This window comes from Bradyrhizobium sp. GW821-FHT13H05, from assembly GCF_058804065.1.
In genome coordinates, this window is record NZ_JBXAPO010000006.1 from 107,140 (window position 1) to 127,939 (window position 20,800).

18 protein-coding genes are annotated in these 20,800 nt (G+C 63.7%); 9 read left to right on the forward strand and 9 right to left on the reverse strand.

The features are described from left to right. Positions 1-117: 117 nt before the first annotated feature. Positions 118-1,092 carry a DUF805 domain-containing protein gene (locus AC1RR3_RS20065; protein ID WP_492824835.1) on the reverse strand — a complete coding sequence of 325 codons (975 nt, stop codon included), beginning with the start codon at positions 1,090-1,092 and terminating at the stop codon, positions 118-120. A gap of 451 nt (positions 1,093-1,543) precedes the next feature. Between AC1RR3_RS20065 and AC1RR3_RS20070 the strand changes: the two genes are divergently transcribed. Both AC1RR3_RS20070 and AC1RR3_RS20075 read left to right on the forward strand, forming a co-directional pair. Beyond that, complete coding sequence (locus AC1RR3_RS20070; RefSeq protein WP_492824836.1) at positions 1,544-3,073, forward strand: FAD-dependent monooxygenase; 1,530 nt, start codon at positions 1,544-1,546, stop codon at positions 3,071-3,073. An 87-nt stretch (positions 3,074-3,160) separates the two neighbouring features. Next, on the forward strand, positions 3,161-3,379 hold the full coding sequence (locus AC1RR3_RS20075) for a hypothetical protein (RefSeq protein WP_492824837.1): 219 nt from the start codon (positions 3,161-3,163) through the stop codon (positions 3,377-3,379). A gap of 100 nt (positions 3,380-3,479) precedes the next feature. Here the strand turns inward: AC1RR3_RS20075 and AC1RR3_RS20080 are convergent, their stop codons facing one another. Beyond that, the gene (locus AC1RR3_RS20080) at positions 3,480-3,938 is read right to left on the reverse strand and encodes a hypothetical protein (protein ID WP_492824838.1); all 459 of its coding nucleotides are present in this window, start codon (positions 3,936-3,938) and stop codon (positions 3,480-3,482) included. A gap of 736 nt (positions 3,939-4,674) precedes the next feature. Between AC1RR3_RS20080 and AC1RR3_RS20085 the strand changes: the two genes are divergently transcribed. Continuing rightward, positions 4,675-5,835, forward strand: a complete 1,161-nt coding sequence (locus tag AC1RR3_RS20085; protein WP_492824839.1) for an acyl-CoA dehydrogenase family protein — start codon at positions 4,675-4,677, stop codon at positions 5,833-5,835. Between the two features lie 124 nt (positions 5,836-5,959). Here the strand turns inward: AC1RR3_RS20085 and AC1RR3_RS20090 are convergent, their stop codons facing one another. From AC1RR3_RS20090 to AC1RR3_RS20115, 6 genes are all read right to left on the reverse strand, one after another. Then, positions 5,960-6,310 (reverse strand): YunG family protein, encoded by a 351-nt coding sequence (locus AC1RR3_RS20090; RefSeq protein ID WP_492824840.1) that lies wholly within the window; start codon positions 6,308-6,310, stop codon positions 5,960-5,962. A gap of 92 nt (positions 6,311-6,402) precedes the next feature. Further along, on the reverse strand, positions 6,403-6,963 hold the full coding sequence (locus AC1RR3_RS20095; RefSeq protein WP_492825150.1) for a glycine-rich domain-containing protein: 561 nt from the start codon (positions 6,961-6,963) through the stop codon (positions 6,403-6,405). A gap of 140 nt (positions 6,964-7,103) precedes the next feature. After that, positions 7,104-8,168, reverse strand: a complete 1,065-nt coding sequence (locus AC1RR3_RS20100; protein ID WP_492824841.1) for a class I SAM-dependent methyltransferase — start codon at positions 8,166-8,168, stop codon at positions 7,104-7,106. Between the two features lie 428 nt (positions 8,169-8,596). After that, entirely contained in the window at positions 8,597-9,688 is a 1,092-nt protein-coding gene (locus AC1RR3_RS20105; protein ID WP_492824842.1) for a TRAP transporter substrate-binding protein, read from the reverse strand. 204 nt (positions 9,689-9,892) lie between these two features. Continuing rightward, positions 9,893-11,035 (reverse strand): Mrp/NBP35 family ATP-binding protein, encoded by a 1,143-nt coding sequence (locus AC1RR3_RS20110; protein WP_492824843.1) that lies wholly within the window; start codon positions 11,033-11,035, stop codon positions 9,893-9,895. Between the two features lie 108 nt (positions 11,036-11,143). Then, positions 11,144-11,581, reverse strand: a complete 438-nt coding sequence (locus AC1RR3_RS20115; protein ID WP_492824844.1) for a VOC family protein — start codon at positions 11,579-11,581, stop codon at positions 11,144-11,146. Between the two features lie 197 nt (positions 11,582-11,778). Here AC1RR3_RS20115 and AC1RR3_RS20120 point away from each other — a divergent pair, with 197 nt between their 5' ends. The 6 genes from AC1RR3_RS20120 to AC1RR3_RS20145 all read left to right on the forward strand — a co-directional run bounded on the left by AC1RR3_RS20120 (position 11,779) and on the right by AC1RR3_RS20145 (position 17,390). Further along, positions 11,779-12,651: an NAD(P)-dependent oxidoreductase gene (locus AC1RR3_RS20120; protein ID WP_492824845.1), complete on the forward strand. Its 873-nt coding sequence runs from the start codon at positions 11,779-11,781 to the stop codon at positions 12,649-12,651. Positions 12,652-12,673: 22 nt separating this feature from the next. Next, positions 12,674-13,951, forward strand: coding sequence for a sodium:proton antiporter NhaD (gene nhaD, locus AC1RR3_RS20125; protein WP_492824846.1), 1,278 nt, complete (start codon positions 12,674-12,676; stop codon positions 13,949-13,951). Positions 13,952-14,088: 137 nt separating this feature from the next. After that, positions 14,089-15,675 carry a sensor histidine kinase gene (locus tag AC1RR3_RS20130; protein WP_492824847.1) on the forward strand — a complete coding sequence of 529 codons (1,587 nt, stop codon included), beginning with the start codon at positions 14,089-14,091 and terminating at the stop codon, positions 15,673-15,675. A gap of 45 nt (positions 15,676-15,720) precedes the next feature. After that, the gene (locus tag AC1RR3_RS20135; RefSeq protein WP_492824848.1) at positions 15,721-15,924 is read left to right on the forward strand and encodes a DUF1289 domain-containing protein; all 204 of its coding nucleotides are present in this window, start codon (positions 15,721-15,723) and stop codon (positions 15,922-15,924) included. Positions 15,925-15,952: 28 nt separating this feature from the next. Next, positions 15,953-16,507 carry a TIGR02281 family clan AA aspartic protease gene (locus AC1RR3_RS20140; protein ID WP_492824849.1) on the forward strand — a complete coding sequence of 185 codons (555 nt, stop codon included), beginning with the start codon at positions 15,953-15,955 and terminating at the stop codon, positions 16,505-16,507. Between the two features lie 214 nt (positions 16,508-16,721). Beyond that, positions 16,722-17,390: an outer membrane protein gene (locus tag AC1RR3_RS20145; RefSeq protein WP_492824850.1), complete on the forward strand. Its 669-nt coding sequence runs from the start codon at positions 16,722-16,724 to the stop codon at positions 17,388-17,390. Between the two features lie 91 nt (positions 17,391-17,481). On the opposite strand, the gene AC1RR3_RS20150 is transcribed toward AC1RR3_RS20145, so the two are convergent. Then, positions 17,482-20,799, reverse strand: coding sequence for a molybdopterin-dependent oxidoreductase (locus AC1RR3_RS20150; protein ID WP_492824851.1), 3,318 nt, complete (start codon positions 20,797-20,799; stop codon positions 17,482-17,484). Position 20,800: the final 1 nt, after the last annotated feature.

Here is a 20,800-nt window from a genome sequence, read left to right on the forward strand (position 1 = left end):
CGACGCCACCATCCACGTTCGCAATCATCGACCATGCGCCTGAGATCATGGTCCGGAAATCGCCAACGACGCTTCCGCCCGACTTCGCATCTGTCACCTTGGCGCACGATCGCAATTCTAGGCCGGTAAATAGCCGCGCTCTGGCGGGGCGACAGGCGGGCCATAGAGATTGTCGAGATCGCTGCCACGCTTCAGGAGAAGCCAGACAAGCAAGATCAGGCAACCAAGGCCTTGCACGCTCGTAAACACGATGAACGGGTTAGCGAGGGTGGCGACAAGCACTTGAGGATTCCGAACCAGAGGGACGAAAAGAAGGAACCCCATCAGTGAGACCAGGCCGAACGGGAACAGGATAATCCACCAACCGCTCAGGTTCAGGTCGTGCAGGCGCCTGATTGTCGATGACGTCAGGAACATCTTGACGAAGAGGCTGAGGATTTCGTTTGCCGATGCGACCGCACTCACGAGAATTGGCAAGGCTTGCCCACTGGGCCGGGCGAAACTGCGCATACTCCATGGACCGAGAACAGTAAGAACGATAATCGATCCGAAAGCGATCGCAAGGCTCAGGGCGAAGGTTTGGCGGCCGAGACGTCCCTCGCAAGCGGTGGCAAGATGCGCAAGCTTCAGAATCCGGTTGGAGCTGTGCGCGAGGTAATCGCCGCGAGGAAGCACAGCCAGCGCTGCGCCAAACGCAAATTCGACCCAGAATGGCACTGTCATGACGGGCGACGTCGCCGGCAGCGGCCACAGGATGAGCGACTTATTCGCGACAGCGAACAGGAGCAGCGTCCAGAGCGGACCGAGCGGAAAGACCAGAAGCCATACGCCGGACAAACCAAGCTCGCGCATGCGTCGCCGGGCAAAGAACACCAGCGGCGCGCCGGTGATGAGAAGGCCTGCCCCGAGGAGCACCGGGTTCAACAGCGAGCGCAATATCGCCAGCGCCGGGTCCGGACCTCCGGCTACGGACGCTGCCAGGATCTTGCCTGCGATGAATGGCAGGACTGCAATAGCCGCGGACGAGACGACGAGCGCAACCGCGTAGGGGAACCGCCCGGTTCGTCCGTGCCACAAATTTGAGAACGCCATGGACGTGCCTCCTCAACGATATCCACGGCTGGACAGGATCAGAACTTGCAGAACGATGGGGTCGAGTCCGCTGGTCCGAAGCCGCCGCATAAACCATATGGATCGCAGACTGCGGCCAATTTGATTGCGAAATCGTAAAGGTTGTGTGAGCGATTTATCACCCGCTTGAGCAGAGGCAACTCGCGGGATGGTTGTCACAGTCTGTCCCGTTGACGAGGCTGCAATCAAACAGCTAAATTGACCACGTCGGAAAAGGCAGACTTGGTCTGGTAAGCCCGAGTCCTTTCGCTACCAAGTCCTTTCGGTAACGAAAGCTCTGGTCTTTGGCCTCGGGCCTGAGATCCCCACGACGAACACGGTCGCTGTTTTGGCGATCGCACGTTCGTCCGTGAGGTCCTCAAGTCTGGGAAACGCTCCGGTCGAACATCGATCATCGATAACGGAGCATTTCATGCAGACCCCCGACACGATTCCCTATGACGTCATCATCGCCGGCGCCGGTCCCGTCGGCCTGTTTCTGGCTTGCGAGCTGCGGCTTGCCGGGTGTTCGGTGCTTGTGCTGGAGAAGGCGCATGACCCGCACGCCCCGCTGAAGAGCCTGCCGTTTGGTTTGCGCGGCCTTTCGGTGCCGACAATCGAAAGCTTCGACCGCCGCGGCTTGCTGGATAATCTGAAAGCTCGCGCGGCAAGCCGCGACACGCCGGCGGCTGCGCACTGGATGCAGCAGCAGCGTCGCCCGGGCGGTCATTTCGCCGGCATCCAGTTCTTCCACGATCAGATCGACGCTACGCAATGGCCATATCGCCTGTCCGGCCCGATCGGCAGCGTGGCCGCCGACATGGCGAGCATCGAGTCCGTGCTTGCGATCCGCGCCGAAGCGCTGGGTGCAAAGATCAGGCGCGGTTGTGGCGTCGAAGCCTTCACGCAATCGAGCGACGGCGTCGCCGTTGAGCTACCCGGCGAGACCGTCCATGGCCGCTGGCTCGTCGGCTGCGACGGCGGGCGCAGCAGCGTGCGAAAGGCGGCCGGCATCGGCTTCACCGGCACTGATCCGGAGTTCACCGGATACTCTGTGCAGGTCGAACTGGCCGATCCGGCGGCGCTCAAGCCGGGCCGCCACTACACGCCGTCGGGCATGTACACATTCGCCGCGCCCGGCACGATCGCGATGGTCGACTTCGACGGCGGCGCCGCTCACCGCAGCGAACCGCAGCGCGACCATATCGAAGCGGTGTTGCGCAGGGTCTCCGGCATCGACGTAACGGTGACGACCCTGCTGCTTGCCACCACCTGGACCGATCGTGCTCATCAGGCAACCGACTATCGCAACGGCCGCGTCTTGCTCGCTGGCGATGCCGCGCATATCCATTCGCCGCTGGGCGGCCAGGGCCTCAACCTCGGCCTCGGTGATGCCATGAACCTCGGCTGGAAACTCGCGGCGACCATTCGCGGCGATGCGCCGGCCGGCCTGCTCGACAGCTATTCAGCCGAGCAGCATCCCGTGGGCGCAAAAATCCTCGACTGGTCGCGCGCGCAGGTCGCGCTGATGCGCCCCAGCAAAAGCTCCCGCGCGCTCGAAGCGATCATCCGCGATCTCATCGACACCCGCGACGGTGCGACCTATTTCGCCGAGCGCGTGTGGGGCGTCTCTCTCCGCTACGACCTCGGCGGAGGCCATCCTTTGGTCGGGCGAAGTGCGCCCGACTTTGAATTGGACGATGGGACAAGACTGAGCGAGTTGCTCCAGACAGGGCGAGGACTGCTGCTCGATTTCAGTGCCCCGTCACCGCTCCAGGCGCTTGCAAGCCGCTGGGGCGGCCGCATCACCTATGTCGCAAGTGACGCCAAGGACCGCCTCGGCCTGAGCGCGCTGCTGGTGCGCCCCGACGGCATTGTGGCCTGGGCCAGTGAGGATGCTCACGACCAAGAGCACGCATCTCGCGCCGCCGCGCGATGGTTCGGCGCGCCAGATGCCGAATGAGCATGACGATAGCAGCGCCTCATCCGGAATAGCAGTGACCTTTAGTGCCGTAGTGTATAGGCTCCGGTCGATTCACCCGGAGGGTGTATGAAGAGAGCCCTGCTGACCATCCTCGGCATCTACCTTGTCGGCGTGATTGCGCTGGAAGCGTTTATTTTGGTGTCCGACTACAGGGACGGACTGTTTCACAGCCCTGGCGAATTTCTAAGCCTCGCACTTCATGAGCTTCGCGTGGCCGCCCTCTGGCCCGTTTTTCTGGCAATGATTTTACTGAGCGAACTCGGACTCATTGGCCCCATAGAATAGCCTGTTTAATTCAAGTCCTATTCGTCCGAGCCCACCTGTGGCCCAGGGCGGGCGTATCACGACCAAAGGGCAAATATCGCCAGCAATCGCTGGGTGGTCCTTACGCCAGATCCTTTTCGACCCTTTTCCAAGTATGCCAACCCTGCCCCAAACGCTTGGCCCTGTAAAAATCCATGGTGATGACTCCGACGAGAGCGCCTACGCCGAACCCACCAAAACCGGCGAGCGCAAAGAAAAATGGAACGAGAAGGACGTGACCCACACTTGAGCATGAAAGTCCCAAGAACCAGCAGGACTCCGCCCAGAGCATCGCCAACGGCGGAATGACTGCGAATACGGTTATCGACCAAGCCAATGCGGAGCACTTGCGGTCGATCCACGAGATCAGCACCAGTCCGATTAGCAATCCGGCAGTGTTGAAGGTAATGACAGCCATGATCACAAAGCTATGCCAAGTGATTTTAACAACCGTAAATCGCAACGAATGCTGTTGAACAATCGCAGGCCTTCGCGAGGGGCCGAACAGGGCTTCGATGGCGCAAGCGCGGCCGTTGCTCAAATCCGGCCCACCCGTCTATAAAACGAGCTTCCGTCACTGCGATCGATGGCCGCAATCTCCCACATCCGCCACGATCGAATGCCAGCGCGCCGCCAAGGCGGGGATCGACCGGTGTTTCCGTTATGATGTCCCATCAAGACGATAGCCTTGAAGTCCGATGCCAATGGGAAACGGGAAAAGCTTGAAGACGAACTAGCGGAGCTTGGCTAATGAGCGCGGGTATAAAAGTTGGTTGGAGCTTCTTCGGGCTACTCGTGGTCTCGCTGTTCGGCTACGGCCTGACGCGCGGGATCTTCGTGGGATCGATGACAGATTACCAGGCGAGCATGGGTGGTTTCTACACCTACAATTGCCGCTACCTTTATCCGGATGGCGTGAGGCTGAGATTCGGAGGCGGGACGGGTAAGAGTCCAGACGAAGCTATCACCAGCGCCAGCGGCGTCTGTCCCCTCCTAGACCGCTAGTGGCCCCAAGCTGATACGAAGGCCTCTTCGCTGAACGTCCGCTTTCGGCTGGCAGTTGCGGCAGACCCGACGGATCGCGGCTTCCGTCGTCCAACGGGGCTCCGCCAGCCTTGGCGTGGCTGTTGCTCAAATCTGGCTCACCCGTCTAATATAACGAGTTTCCTTCACTGCGATCGATCGCCGCAATCTCCTGCTTACGCCCCGTCATCGAGCGGCGTCGATCGACAGCCAGCGCCCCGCCGAGGCGGGGGTCGACCGGAGTTTCCTTAAATATGTCCAATCAAGACGACAGCCTTGCCGCGAAGATCGAAGCGTTCATCCGCACCGAGGTCATTCCCTACGAGAAAGATCCGCGGACAGGCCCGCACGGGCCGAGCGACGAGCTCGTGCAGGAGCTGCGCGCCAAGGCGCGCGAGGCCGGCGTCCTGACGCCGCATATTCTTGCCGATGGATCCCATCTCACGCAACGCGAGACCGCAAAGGCCTTGATCAAGACCGGCCTCTCGCCGCTCGGGCCGCTGGCGTGCAACACCATGGCGCCGGATGAAGGCAACATGTATCTGCTCGGCAAGGTCGGGAGCGGCGAGCAGAAGACGCGCTTCCTCGAGCCGCTGGTGTCGGGCAAGGCGCGCTCAGCGTTCTTCATGACCGAGCCTGCGGATACGGGCGGCGCTGGATCCGATCCGTCGATGATGCAGACGACATGCCGTCTCGACGGCAATCACTGGGTCATCAACGGGCGCAAGAAGTTCATCACCGGGGCGGAGGGCGCAAAAGTCGGCATCGTCATGGCGAAGTCGAACGACGGCGCCTGCATGTTCCTGGTCGATCTGCCCAATCCCGCGATCCGCACCTTGCGCGTGCTGGATACGATCGACAGCTCGATGCCCGGCGGACATGCCGAGATCGACATCGAGAACCTTCGCGTGCCGGCCGACCAGATGCTCGGCGCGTCCGGCGACGGCTTCAAATACGCGCAGATCCGCCTGAGCCCCGCGCGCCTGTCGCACTGCATGCGCTGGCTGGGCCTTGCGATCCGCGCCAACGAAATCGCCACCGATTATGCCTGCCGCCGCCAGGCGTTCGGAAAGCCGCTGGTCGATCACGAAGGCGTCGGCTTCATGTTGGCGGAGAATTTGATCGACCTCCAGCAATCGGAGCTGATGATCGACTGGTGCGCGGGTGTGCTCGACACCGGCTCGCTCGGCACGGCCGAGAGCTCCATGGCGAAGGTTGCCGTGTCGGAAGCGCTGATGCGCGTCGCCGATCGCTGCGTCCAGGTGATGGGCGGCACCGGCGTCTCGACGGAAACCATCGTCGAGCAGGCTTTTCGCGAGATCCGCGCCTTCCGGATCTATGACGGCCCGACCGAAGTCCACAAATGGTCGCTGGCGAAGAAAATCAAGCGCGACTGGAAGGCGGCGCAGCACTGACGCGTCTGGAGCACGCAGCGCGTAGGATGGGTAGAGCGAAGCGAAACCCATCGCGGTCTGCTCAATCCGAATGACACGCTCGATCGTTTTGGGGAGATGATGGGTTTCGCTGCGCTCTACCATCCTACGGTTTACCAATTTGACGTCCGACAAACGCATCTCTCAACACAGCCAATTGATTGCTCGTTGTCCCCTGCTCCGCATCGGCGCGATCCGTCGGCCTGTCCATGTACGCGATCGGCTGATCGAACTGGCTCGCCGTGAAATCGTAACGCCGGCCTTGGATCCGGTTGTAGAAATGGTCGCCAGCCGGCAGCGGCGTCTTCAGCAGCTCGCCTCCGAAGAGTTCGTGGATCAGCAGCGCGGTGACGTTGCATTGCCCCGCAGCCGGATTGTCCGCCGTCCACTGGCTGGACGTCGATGACGACCACGCCTTGCGCAGCGTGCGTTGAACGTCGTCGGGATCGAAACCCATCGCCACTCCCGGAGATCGAGGCCTGTCCGATGGCCTCGATCGACTTGGCCAATGCCGCTCATTGGACCATGTCACTGCGTCCGAGGCAGGATTCAGAAATACTCGTAGACGATCACGATACCATCGCCTCCTGCTCCTCCGCTAGCGACGGAGCCACTGCGGATCGCACTTGCGCCGCCACCTCCGGCGCCGGGCGAAGCCGCGGAATGCCCCGCGGCATTTCCAGACCCTTGCCCGCCGCCGCCGAAGAAGGATTCGCCGCCGGTCCCGCCGATCACGACGGTCGAGCCCAGCACGAAGCCGGGAGCGCCGGCTCCTCCGGCAGCGTTGATCAGATTCCCGCCGGTTGCGGCGGATTGACCCGGACAGCCGCCGTTCACGGCAGGTGGCGTGTAGGCCGTCCCGGCGTAGCCGCCCTTGCCGCCGGGGGCCGCAATCAGGGACCCGAAACTCGACGCTCCGCCGTCGTTACCCGCATTGGCGCCGGCGGCCGGTGCACCACCACCGGCTCCCACCGTCACGGCAATGCCGCCGGAGAACCCGCCCGTGAGAAGACTCTTCGCGTAGGCGCCCGCGCCACCGCCACCGGCAGCGGATGGCCCGCATCGAGAGCCACCGTCATGTCGGGTGTCGCCTGCGCGTGCGGCGCGAATGCATCCGCAATTCGTGTGAAAACGGCAATGTCGCCGTCGATCGTCGGCGAATACGCTGCAACGGTCTGGCTCGTGGAGTCAGGTTGAAGAAAGGTCGATACGCTCATGATGCCCTCGATTGCATTGCGACGAAGGTGATTTCAGGCTTGCTTTGGAAATGCGATGAAGTCGTCGATGGTGTGAACGGCGTGCGGATAGAGGAAGCTGTTTTCCTGTAGCGGGATCATCATTCCCTCCGGGCGCCCACCCAGGAAATAGACGTCATGCTTCCCCTCTCGCGCGAGCAGTTCGGGGTTGGTCGTCGCGCCGAAGGTCACGCCAATGGGCTGATACCTCAGGTCGACGCCGAACACGGCTGCGAGCGCGGCGTCGACGAAGCAGTAATTCGCGGGATCGGAATGTCTGAGGTGAGTGTCCTGCACCAGCACCGCATGAAGCTGCGAACGCAGATAGAAGAGCGAGGCAAGGTCACGCACGACGATGTTGAAGCGATGCGAGCCGTCGTGATGCAGCATGACGTTGCGCAGATCGCCTTCCTCCAGACAGGCCTTCACGTAGTTCGGCAACTCACCCAGGAAGAGGCGAATTCGCGGGATGGCCTCCGGAAAAGTCAGCCTTATCCTCTGAAAGGTCGCGTTGAGCGCGGCCGGATTGACGTCCACGAGATCGAGCCGGAAATCGAAAGCCTGCGCGCAACCCGCAAGGATCACGCTGAGGCCGCCCTGAAAGACACCGCACTCGACGAAACGGTCGATGATGCCGTTGTTCAACCGGATGAATTCGACGACGTCTCGATAGTGCTTCTCACTGCATTGGTCGCTGGTGGCGTAGGGATAGACGTTGATGCGCGTTGCGAGATCGTTCCAGATCTCGTCGGGCGTATCCGTCGATCTGGATTGTCGCCGCATGTTTCGTCCCGGCAGCAACCTGGCGGGATCCTCTCCGTCATTCGGAGGCGGCGGCAAGAACGAGGCCCAGAGCGGGTCTCGGGCGAACTGTTCGACGAACCCATCCTTGAAGTGCAAAACGGCCCCCGCGACAATTTCTGGTCGATTGTCACTTTTATACGGAGGCAAGGCCCCGATCAGGCGCAGGGATTTACCAAGCGCGTCGGGATTTTTCGGGTGATCGCGGGTGGCGGCGTTCCGAAATCGCGCGATGCGCGGGGACCAGCCCTTACCGCGTTCGGCCCTTGCGACGACCAAGGCCCTGATTTCGGATTATTCGATGATATACCTGTACCCCTGTTTTGCCCGACGAGTCAAACGGCCTCGTTAGGCCCAACTCCATCCACTCGTCATTGCGAGCGCGGCGAAGCAATGACGACGCGGACGCAGCGCTGCGCCAAAAAGACGATGGCATTCCGAACAACTTGGCCTCCGATCAAGCCATACGAAGCTCTTGTTCCAACCGCAAGACCGCATTTCGGCCCCAATTGCACGAGGTCGCGTCTCCTCGCCGATTTCTCACAACGCATCAGACCGTTGGCGACATCCACCAGGCGACGCAGGCTTTCCGCGTTTCTACTGTGCATGGGGTTGTTTTCGCATTTTTGTCTCGGGCCCCGGATTGGCCAAAGAAAAAGCCCGGCCTCACGAGGAGGCCGGGCTCAATCGTCCGACGTGTTCGACGATCAGCCGCGGGTGCGCGAGCGGATCATGAAGCTGTCGTAGGTGTATTCGGCGACCTGCCACCACAGATATTCGTCGGAGCGGTAGGCCTGCATGGCGTCGATCGACTTCTTGAAGTCGGCGTTCTTGGCCGAGATCTCGCCCCACAGCTCGTTGGTCGCCTTGAGGCAGGCTTCCAGCACCTCGTTGGTGAACGGACGCAGCTGGGTGCCGCCGGCAACCAGACGCTTCAGTGCCGACGGGTTCTGCATGTCGTAACGCGCGGCCATCCAGCTGTTGGCATTGGCCATCGCGTTGGTGAGGATCGCCTGGTAGCTCTTCGGCAGCGAATTCCACTTGTCGAGGTTGGTGAAGGCGTGGACGGTCGGACCGCCTTCCCAGAAGCCGGGATAGTAATAGTACTTGGCGACCTTGGCGAAGCCGAGCTTCTCGTCATCGTAGGGGCCGACCCACTCGGCCGCGTCGATGGTGCCCTTTTCCAGCGCCGGATAGATGTCACCGCCGGCAAGCTGCTGCGGCACCACGCCGACCTTCTGAAGCACCTGGCCGGCGATGCCGCCGATGCGCATCTTGAGGCCGCCGAGATCCGCAACGGTCTTGATCTCCTTGCGGAACCAGCCGCCCATCTGGGTGCCGGTGTTGCCGCAGGGATGACCGATCACGTTCGACTTCTTGAAGAACTCGTTGCCGAGCTCCTGGCCGCCGCCCTGGTACCACCAGGAGTTCTGCTGGCGCGCATTGAGGCCGAACGGCACCGAGGCGTAGATCGCCCAGGTCGGGTCCTTGCCGACGTAGTAGTAGGACACGGTGTGGCACATCTCGACGGTGCCGTTCGAGGTCGCGTCGAGCGCCTGGAGACCCGGGACGATTTCGCCGGCGGCGAACACCTGGATCTGGAATTTGTTGTCGGTCATCTCGGCGACGTATTTCGCCACCTGCTCGCCGCCGCCATAGATGGTGTCGAGCGACTTCGGGAAGCTCGACGTCATGCGCCACTTGATCTCGGGCGAGGATTGCGCGATCGCCGGCGAGGCCACCGCGGCGGTCGCCGCCGCGCCTGCTGCCGACACTTTCAGGAAATCACGACGCTTCATCTTCAGGTCTCTCCTTGCTGGGGCGTTTCCCCTAACTTCCTCTTTTGCTGCCGCTCATTCCGGCGACGCGTTTTGGGGCGCGTCGGACCGAAGGGGCTTGACTGCCGTGGGCCTTTAACACGGACGGCCCGGTTTCGGAACGCGACAATGGCATGACGGGGCGCTACGAAAGTCGCATGTCCCCAAGGGACTGGTCTGAGAGCCTCAGGCTGCGGCGATGACGCCCTTGAGCTGGTCCCGGACCTGTCCCGCAATGGCGCGATAGATCGCCGCATGGGGGCCGTCAGGCTTGCTGTCGACGACGGGATTGCCGGCGTCCGAGGTGGCGCGAATCGCCATGTGCAGCGGGATCTCGCCCAGGAACGGCACCTCCAGCTTCTCGGCCTCGTGGCGCGCCCCGCCATGACCGAAGATGTCGGATTTCGTGCCGCAATGCGGGCACTGGAAATAGCTCATGTTCTCGACGATGCCGAGCACGGGCACGTTGACCTTCCTGAACATGGCAAGCCCTCGCCGCGCGTCGATCAGGGACAGGTCCTGCGGGGTCGAGACGATCACGGCGCCCTTCAGTGGCACGTTCTGCGCCAGCGTAAGCTGGGCATCGCCGGTGCCCGGCGGCATGTCGACCACGAGCACGTCGAGCGTGCCCCATGCGACGTCGCGCAGCATCTGCGTCACCGCCGACATCACCATCGGTCCGCGCCAGATCATCGCGGTCTCTTCCTCGACGAGGAAACCGATCGACATGATGGCGAGGCCAAACCGCCGGAGCGGAATCATCTTGCGCTCGGCGTCCAGCTCCGGCTTCTCGTGAAGGCCGGTCAGCCGCGGCACCGAGGGGCCGTAGATGTCGGCATCGAGCAGCCCGACCTTGAGGCCGAGGTCGCGCAGGCCCAGCGCCAGATTGAGCGCGGTGGTCGATTTGCCGACGCCGCCCTTGCCGGAGGCGACCGCGATCACAGCGGCAACGCCCGGAATCTCGGATTGCCGCGCCATCGGCGATTGGGCGCCGCCCTGTGGCGGCGGCTTGTGGGCATGGACCGGCTGCACGCCGGGCGCGCCGCGGCTCGGCGTTGGCGGCGGAGGCGGTGCCGCGCCCGCTTTGCGCTCGGCGGTCAGCGCCACCATCACGGTGGTGACGCCGGGCATGGCGCGCACGGCAGCCTCGGCTTCGGCCCGGACGGATTCCCAGGCCCGCGCCTCCGCGGCATCGACGTTGATCGAGAAGAACACCTTGCCGTCGGCAGCGCTGATCGCGCTCAGCACATTGGCATTGGTGAGCGCGACCCCGCGCGGCGACTTGATCCGGCCGAGGGTGTCGAGAACCTGTTGCTGCGTCACGCTCAATGCGCATCTCCTGGAGTAGGGCATGATCGGGAAAAGTGTGGGCGGTTTTCCGATACGATCATGCCCAAGGCTTGAGGATGCCCCATTAGAGCGGAAACGACCAAAAGGCTACTGCCTGCCGATATCACCAGCCATCTCCGCGGGGGCGGCCCCCTGCTCCAGAGCTGCCTCGTAATTCAGCTCGATCATGACCCCGTTGGGGTCGTGGACAAAGATCTGCCAGAGGTCGCCGCCCGGCACCTGGCGGGAGTCGAATTTCATGCCCTTGGAAGCTAGCCGCTGCTTCATGCCGTCGAAACCGCGGCTGACGAAGGCGACATGGTGGACCACGCCGGAATCCGGCTTTTGCGGCTCCGAGGTCGGGGAGATATCGACGAGGTGCACCACCGGCTTGCCCTCGCTGTACATCCAGGCGCCCGGGAAGGCGAAATTCGGCCGGGCGCCTTTTTCCAGGCCCAGCACGTCCTCGTAGAAGCGGACCGTCTCGGCCAGATTCCGGGTCCGGATGTTGAAATGATCGAGGACGCCGACACTTGTGCCGCCCATGCTTTCGCTCCCTTGTTTTGAAGTCCTTGAGGCCCGCCATCCTAGCACAGGGGGCCGTCAAACGAAGCCGTTGCCCTCCGCCCTTAACGGTTTATGGTGCGCCCGATCCGCCCCCAGGGCGGAACCTCAGGACCCCAGCCGGCGCCCTGCGCCCCGGCTGCAACCGTAAAACTCAAGCTACGGACAAGGTACCACACATGGCTAAAGTCGCTTTCCTCGGTCTCGGCGTGATGGGCTTCCCCATGGCCGGACACCTCGTGAAAAAAGGGGGCCATGAGGTCACCGTCTACAACCGCACCGCGGCGAAGGCGAAGGAGTGGGCGGACAAGTTCGGCGGCAAGACCGCGGCGACCCCGAAGGCCGCGGCCGAAGGCCAGGATTTCGTGATGTGCTGCGTCGGCAACGACAATGATCTGCGCTCGGTCACCATTGGTGCTGATGGTGCGTTCGCCGGCATGAAGAAGGGCGCGACCTTCGTCGATCACACCACCGCGTCCGCCGAAGTCGCCCGCGAGCTCGATGCGGCCGCGACGAAAGCCGGCTTCAAATTCATCGACGCGCCCGTCTCCGGCGGCCAGGCCGGCGCCGAGAACGGCGTGCTGACGGTGATGTGCGGCGGCGCGCAGGATGTTTATGCCGGCGCCGAGCCGATCATCACAGGCGCCTATGCGCGGATGTGCAAACTGCTCGGGCCCGCCGGAAGCGGCCAGCTCACCAAGATGGTCAACCAGATCTGCATCGCCGGCCTCGTGCAGGGCCTCTCCGAGGGTATCCACTTCGCCAAGAAGAGCGGCCTCGACGTCGCCGCCGTGATCGAGACCATCTCCAAGGGCGCAGCGCAATCCTGGCAGATGGAGAACCGCTACAAGACCATGAACGACGACAAGTACGATTTCGGCTTCGCGGTCGAATGGATGCGCAAGGATCTCTCGATCGCGCTGGCCGAAGCCCGCCGCAACGGCGCCAATCTGCCTGTCACCGCGCTGGTCGACCAGTTCTATGCCGAGGTCGAGAAGATGGGCGGCAAGCGCTGGGATACGTCGAGCCTGCTCGCACGTCTCAATCGTTGACACCTGACGAACTGACCCCGCTTTGCTGATCGCGCTCGCCGCCATCTTCGTTATCGCTTATGCGGCGATCGCGCTCGAGCATCCGATCGGGGTCAACAAGAGTGCGTCCGCGCTGCTCGGTGCGGGCCTGCTCTGGACGGTCTACGCCGTCGCGACGGGCGACCATGCGCTGGTCGGCCGCGCGCTCGACGAATCCGTCGCCTCCACCGCGCAGATCGTGTTCTTCCTGATCGGTGCGATGACCATCGTCGAGGTGGTCGACGCCCATGACGGGTTTGAGGTCATCACCTCCCGCATCAGCACGACCAGCCAGGTCAAGCTGATGTGGCTGGTCGGGTTCGTCGCCTTCTTCCTCAGCGCGATCCTCGATAATCTGACGACCACCATCGTCATGATCTCGCTGGTCCAGCGGCTGATCGCACGGCGCGAGGACCGGCTGCTGTTCGCCTCCCTCATCGTCATCGCCGCCAATGCCGGCGGCGCCTGGACCGTGATCGGCGACGTCACCACGACCATGCTGTGGATCGGCGGACAGATCTCGCCGCTCAAGATCATGAGCGCGGTGTTCCTGCCCTCGCTGGTGAATCTGCTGGTGCCGCTCGCCTTCATCAGCCTCTCGCTGAAAGGCAAGACCATCGCGCCACCACCTAAGGACAGCGGATTGCTTGCTGTCGAGCGGTTCGAGCGCAATCTGATGTTCTATCTCGGGCTCGGCGTGCTGATTGCCGTGCCCGCGTTCAAGACGCTGACGCACCTGCCACCGTTCATGGGCGTGCTGCTCGGGCTCGGCATCGTCTGGCTGGTCGGCGAGATCGTCCATCGCGACAAGGACGAGCATGTGCGCCGCCCGCTGTCGCTGGCGCATGCGCTGACGCGGATCGACATGGGCTCGATCGTGTTCTTCGTCGGCATCCTGCTTGCCGTCGCCAGCCTCGAACATGCCGGGCTGCTGTCCATGCTGGCCAAATGGCTGGACGCGACCATCGGCCGCCAGAACGTCATCGTCGTGGTGCTCGGCCTGCTCAGCGCCGTCATCGACAACGTGCCGCTGGTCGCCGCGACCATGGGCATGTACGACCTCGCGCATTATCCGGCCGACAGCTTCCTTTGGGAGTTCATCGCCTATTGCGCCGGCACCGGCGGCTCGATCCTGATCATCGGCTCGGCCGCGGGCGTTGCTGCCATGGGGCTCGAGCGCATCGAGTTCCTCTGGTACGCCCGCCGCATCGCCGGCCCCGCGCTCGCGGGCTATCTGGCGGGAGCCGTGGTGTACATCGCGCAGCATGCGTGGCTGCCCTGAGCAGCACGGACGCGCTTAAAATTAACGCCCGGTTAACGTAATTCTTTAGCTCCTTAAGTCACCTCTTAAGGATTTCTTGCCAGAAATAGACAATGCAGAAGGCCCGCGTCCGGCGCGGGCAGGAATCGTGTTGCTTGATGAGTAACCCCGCTGAAAAGCCTGAGGTAGTGCAGCTTCCGGCCGAGCCGGCAAGCGCTCCATCGGCGAGCAGCCGAAGGGCTGCGGCGCAGCGGGTGCGCGAGGCGCGCGATAAGTTAACGTCGACCAGTGGAACCCGGCCGGCTTTCGACGCCGAGATGCTGCGCCAATATGCGCAGACGCGGCTGTCGGCCTCCTATGTCGTGATGCTGCTGGTGGTGGCCACCGGCGTGCTGTTCGGACTGTGGATGCAGCCGATCCCGGCTGCGGCCTGGACCGCCGGCATGCTCTGCATCCATGCCGCGATGGTCCGCAGCTGCCACCGCTTCCTGGCCGAGCCCGCCTCGCCTGCCGCGACGCGCGCGTGGCGGACGCGCTTCGTCGTGCTCGACCTGCTCTATGGCCTGTGCTGGATGGCGATCCTGATCCATCCCGTGCTCGACATGGTCACGGAAACGCTGATGATGTTCCTGATGCTGCTGGTGATCGCAGTATCGAGCATGCTCGCCGCCAATCTGCCGATCGCCGCCCTTGCCGCGACCGCCCCGGTCGCGGTCGGGATGGCGCTGAGCTTTGTGATGACCGGCTCGCTGGACAATTACATCCTGGCGGGGCTCGCGCTCGCTGCCGAAGGCTATTTCGTGCTGCTGGCGCACCGCCTGCACTCCTCGACCTTCGCCACGCTCGAGGCGCGCGCCGAGAAGGATGCGCTGATTGGCGAGCTCGAACAGGCCAAAGCAATCTCGGACGAAGCGCGCCACCGCGCCGAGGCCGCCAACGTCGCGAAATCACGCTTTCTCGCGCAGATGAGCCACGAGCTGCGCACACCGCTGAACGCGATCCTCGGCTTCTCCGAGGTGATGAAGAGCGAGATCTTCGGCGCGCATGCCGTACCGGTCTACAAGGAATATTCCGGCGACATCCATAATTCCGGTGTGCACCTGCTCAACCTCATCAACGAAATCCTCGACCTGTCGCGGATCGAGGCCGGGCGCTATGAATTGAACGAAGAGGCAGTGTCGCTGGTCGGCATCGTCGCCGACTGCCATCACCTCATGAAGCTGCGCGCCTCGAGCCGCGGCATCACCATCCACGAGGTGTTCGAGCAGGCGATGCCGCGGCTGTGGGCCGACGAGCGCGCGATCCGCCAGGTCGTGCTCAACCTGCTCTCCAACTCGATCAAGTTCACCCCGCAAGGCGGCGAGATCTGGCTCAAGGCCGGCTGGACGGCTTCGGGCGGACAATATCTCTCGGTGAAGGATTCCGGCTCCGGAATCCCCGAGGACGAGATCCCGGTCGTGCTCGCGTCCTTCGGCCAGGGCTCCAACTCGATCAAGTCGGCCGAACAGGGCGCGGGGCTGGGCCTTCCCATCGCCAAGAATCTGATCGACCTGCATGGCGGCACATTCACGCTGAAATCGAAGTTGCGCATCGGCACCGAGGTGATCGTCACCTTCCCGCCGGAGCGCGTGATGAGCGCGCTGGCGCCGATGTCGGATGATTCTCCGCCGCTCCAGCCGGAGGTTCCCGACGAGAAGCGCCGGCCGCGCCACAAGCCGATCATGAGCGCAGGTACGGGCTCCTAAACGAGATGCTTGCAGAAATGCCCGACCATCCTTCACTATATCCGTATGAGCAAAGAAACGCCGTGCGTCGCCGTCTGCATGATCGATCCCAAGACCAAGCTGTGCTTCGGCTGCGGCCGGACCTTGCCGGAGATCGCGCGCTGGCACGCCATGGAAAGCGCGGAACGTCTCGCAGTGATGGCGCTGCTGCCGGCTCGTATGACGGACGCTGGACTCACGCCGATCGCAGCGTCGCCGAAGCGCGCCTGACCGGCTTGCGCGCTGGCGGAGGCGCGCAATGATCCGTTTCCTGCTCGTCATCGTCTTGCTCGCCGGCACCGCCGGTGCCGTCGTCGCCTATGGCGATCCCGACCAGATCGCGCGCGCCAGCACCAAGGTCTCGCACATGTTCCGCGGACCGGCTGCAACGCCCGCTCCCGCTGTGCAGATCCCGCGCGGCCAGGGCGGCGAATTCGCGTTGCGTGCCAAGATCAACGGCGTCGCCGCGCCGATGGTGATCGACACCGGCGCGACCTCCGTGGTGCTGACCTGGGAAACCGCGAAGGCGATCGGGCTGCCACTCGAGATGCTCGAATATGACGTCGATCTCGAGACCGCCGGCGGCCACACCAAGGCAGCTCGCCTCACAATCGACCGTCTCTCCGTCGGCCATCTCGTCGAAAAATCGGTGCCGGCCCTCGTCGTGCAGCGCGGACAGATGAAGACCAACTTGCTCGGCATGAGCTTCCTCGATCGCCTGGAGAGCTGGGGCGTTCGCGCCGACAAATTGATGCTCACCGGCTATCCGGAGCTGCAGAGCAGCCAGCGCCGCTCGCGCACCGCGGTCGACTGATCACGAGAACGGCGGCGCGACGGCCGACAGGCGCGTTCGCGCGGGCCGGCACCCCACCGATGCCTGGCATGAAGCGGCTCCTCGCAAAAGCGCGCGAGTGTGGCATTTGCGCCATTTACAAACCGCCCAGTCGGTTTATAACTACGGCCATTCCCGGATCGGGGTTGGACGAGTGCTGCTCCGTGAAGGGCGGCCATGTGGGAGATTGAGAGTCATGACTGCCAGAGCCGCCTTACGCTGCACGATGCGCGCCCTGCCCTTTGCCGCGGTGTTCGCCGCGGGCAGCGCCTGCGCTGCCGACCTGTCGCCGCGCTACGCCGCGCCCTCCTCCGCCTACACGTCGCCGCAGCCCGCTTATTCCTGGACGGGCCTCTATGCGGGCTTCAACGCCGGCTATGCCGAGAGCGGCGACGACGCCTTCAACACGCTCGTCGGTACCAATGGCGGCAAGGTCAAGGGCGCCTTTGGTGGCGTGCAGATCGGCTACAACTATCAGCTCTCGCCGATGTTCGTGGTGGGCATCGAGAACGACTTCGAAGGCGGCGACATCAAGAACCACGACGCGCTCAACAGCGCCGCAGTCAGCCTGCCCTGGTACATGACCGGACGCGCCCGCGCCGGCATCGCGACGATGGATTCACGGCTGCTGTTCTTCGGGACCGCGGGTCTTGCCGCCGGCGAATTGAAGGACGGTCCGATCAACAAGATGAAGATGGGCTGGACTGCGGGCGGCGGCGTCGAATGGGCGTTCCTGCCGAAATGGTCGGCCAAGGCCGAATATCTCTACACCGAGTTCAAGCACGACGATCTGCAGGACTGGAACGCCGCGAAGTTCCACACCTTCCGCGTCGGCGTGAACTATCATTTCGATCTGTTCCGCTGAGGCGGACCGACGAAGAGCCGGATGTTGCGATCCGGCTCTTCACCTAACTGGAGCTAGGCGGCCGCTAGTTGACCCAGCTTCCGCGACCCCGTCATGCGTCGATGACGAGATCGGAGAGCGGAACGGCCTGGCAGGTCAGGCAATGCCCCTCATCCAGATCCGCGCAATCGACGAGATGACGAATCTCGCCGCTCTTCATCGGCACAGCGCAGCTTTCGCATTGTCCGACACGGCAGCCGCTCGGAAGCGTAAGCCCGGCGCTTTCGGCCGCCGCGAGAATGCTGGTCAGCGGCGCCTGCGGCGACCATGTCAGCGTTCGGCCAGAACGGGCGAAATGAATCTGGCGCGGCACGAGACCATCGAGCGCGGGTGGTGCGGGTGAGCGGAAACGTTCCCTGAAGATCTCGAAGGCTGGCACGCCACGCGCCTGGAGACCCGCGCTCACCTCTTCCATCATCGCATCGGATGCGCACATGTAGAAGCGCGCACGCTTGTGCAATAATTCCGGATCGATATCCGACGCGGTGAACCGACCCTGCCTGTCAAAGCGGTCGCCGCTTCGCGGCTGGCTCAAATATGTGACCAGGGTCAGGTTCGGAAGCCTCTGCCGCAGCGCTTCAAGCCGAAGCTGGAACGGCCGGCTCTTACTATCCCGGCAGCCATAGTGCAGCGTGACGCGCGGCTCGTCGGTCGTTCCCTCCAGCGTTTCGAGATAAGACAGGAATGGTGTGATGCCGATGCCGCCGGCGATCAGAACGACCGGAAATTCGTTACGTAGCGGCAGGACGAAGCCGCCTGTCGGTGACTGCAATTCGACAACGTCGCCGGGCGCGAGCGCATGCCTGATCGCCGTCGAGACCTGCCCGCCCTCGATGTGTCTGACGCCGATGTCGTAGGCCTCGGGTGACGCGACCGCGGCTCCGATGAGCGAATAGGATCGGATCGCCTCGCCGATCCGGACACTGACATATTGGCCTGGCCGGAAAGCGGGAAGTGAGCCGCGGTCGACGGGCCGCAACGTCAGCCCGACCACATCGGAACATTCCTCGCGACGCTCCGCCACGGCGAATGACCGCCAGCCTTGCCAGGACGCACTTTCCTCAGGTGCGACATCGCAGGAAAAAGAGCGCAGCGCCAGCGCCCCGCTCAGGGGATCGCGGCCATCTTCCGCGATGATGGCGTTGAAGCTCGCGCCGACAGGCTGTGTTTCATCCGAAAGATAGCCCGCAAGGCCAAGATCCGGCGCCGGCTGCCACCAGCCATAATCGCTCGCCACCACATCCTGCGCGAGCGCATCGTTGAAGGTGGCCCGCATCCGGATCGTGCCCATACGGCTGCTCACGCGCATCCAGTCACCTTCCCGGATATGCCTGCGGCGGGCGAGTTCAGGATGAATTTCGGCCGTCGGCTCCGCGCGCTTGCGGCGCAGCGCATTGATGCCCCGATGCTGGCTGTGGCAGAAATAGCCGCTGTTGGCCGAAAACAGCGTCAGCGGAAACGCCTCGTCGCGACGCTCGGCTGGTTCGATGAAGCGCGGGACCGCGGGATAGCCATGGCGATGCAGCAGCTCCGAATAGAGCTCGGCCTTGCCGGTCTGCGTGGCAAAGCCGGTCGTCTCATATTTGCGATGGGCATGCTTGAGCGGCACGCGAATGCCCTCCGGCCTCGCCCTGAGCGATTCGAGGTCGAGTCCGAGCGGGGCGAGCAGGTGCGCAAAACCCTTCTCGACATCACCATCGAAGAACAGCTCGCCCATGCCGAGCCGTTTGGCGAGCTGGAACACGATCCACATGTCGGAACGGGCCTCGCCCTGCCGCGGAATCATCTGCGGGCGCAACTGCACCAGTTCCTGCGCCTCGGGCGAAATCTCGAAGCCCAGACGCAGCGCCTCGTGCTCCCACGGACTCGACACCGGCAGCACGATGTCGGCCATCTCGGCGGTCGGATTCAGGAACAGATCGCAATGGACCTGGAAGTCGAGCGCCTTCAGCGCCTCCCGTCCACGCTCTGGCGCCGGATGCGACACCAGAAGATTGGAGCCAAACGCGAACAGCGCGCGCACGCGGTAGGGCTTGCCGGTCAGCGCCGCGTCGTAGAAATCGCTGGAGGTGATCCAGCCGTCGGTCGGCGGGCCGAGCGGACGCTGCGAGAGCCCGAGCGTGCGCGCTCTCGTCTCCGGCGGGATCATCGCCATCGAATGCAGCGAGGGAGCCGGGAGGTTCGGCATCCTGACATTGCCGCCCGGCGCATCGAAGCAGCCTGTCAATGCATAGAGCGTTGCGACAGCGCGTTCGGTCTGCGAGGCATTGGTGTGCTGTCCGAGCCCGGTCCAACCGTGATAGCAGACCGATGCAGCGGCCGCGATCGTGGCCGCGAGCTGCTCGACCTGCGCCGCAGGAATGCCGGTGATGCGCTCCACCGCCGCGGGATCGTAAGGCTCGGCGGCCGCGACATAGTGATCGAACCCGGTGCGGCAGGCGATGGGGCCGTCGGGACCAATGACTTCGAAGCCTCCTTCGAGCGCAGCCACAGCGAGGCCGTCCTTGGCTAGCACCGCGTGGCCTGCGGCCTCGTCCCAGACCAGGAAGTCGTCGCCTTCGAGCCCGACATCGCCAGCACGCAGAAAGCAGCCATCGCTGTTGCGAATCAGGAAGGCAGCATTGGTCCAGTGCCTTACGAACCCGGCGTCGTAGGCGCGGTTGACGATCAACCAGCGTGCCAGGCCCAGCGCCAGCGCAGCATCCGTGCCGGGGCGGATCCGCAGCCATAGATCAGCGTCGCGCGCCGAGCCGGTCCGGCGCGGATCGATCACCGCAAGCTTGGCGCCCCGCGCCCGCGCGGCGCTGATCGCCTCCGCCTGGGCCAGCCAGACATTGGCGGGGTTGTGGCCCCAGAGCAGGATCAGTTCGGAATTGCGATAGTCCGCTGTCGGCAGGCCGCAGCCGAAGGTGAAGGCGTGGGCGTGGTCCTTGTGCCAGTTGCAGATCTCGGTGGAGAAACAATTGTTGGGACTGCCGAAGCCGCGGATGAAGCGCTGGATCCAGTCCAGGCTGTCCGATGTCGAGGACGAAGACCCCGACGTCACCGCGAACGCGACCGATTCCGGTCCGGTTTCTTCCCGGTAGCGCCCGAGCCGCTCGGCGATCTCGCCCAGTGCCTCGTCCCAGGATATCGGCACGAAGCCCGGATCGGCGGCGCCCTTCGGCGCGGTGCGTCGCAACGGCGTCTTCAGGCGCCGGGCCGAGTGCGCGATCTCCGGAGCGGCCCTGCCCTTTGGGCACAACGCCTTGCCGGTTGGATGAGCTGGATTCGGTCGTACAGCGACAAGCCTGTCATTCTCGACCACGTTGAGCGTGCCGCAGCGGGAGCGGCACAACGTGCAGAATCCAGGCTTTTCCTGCTCGGACATC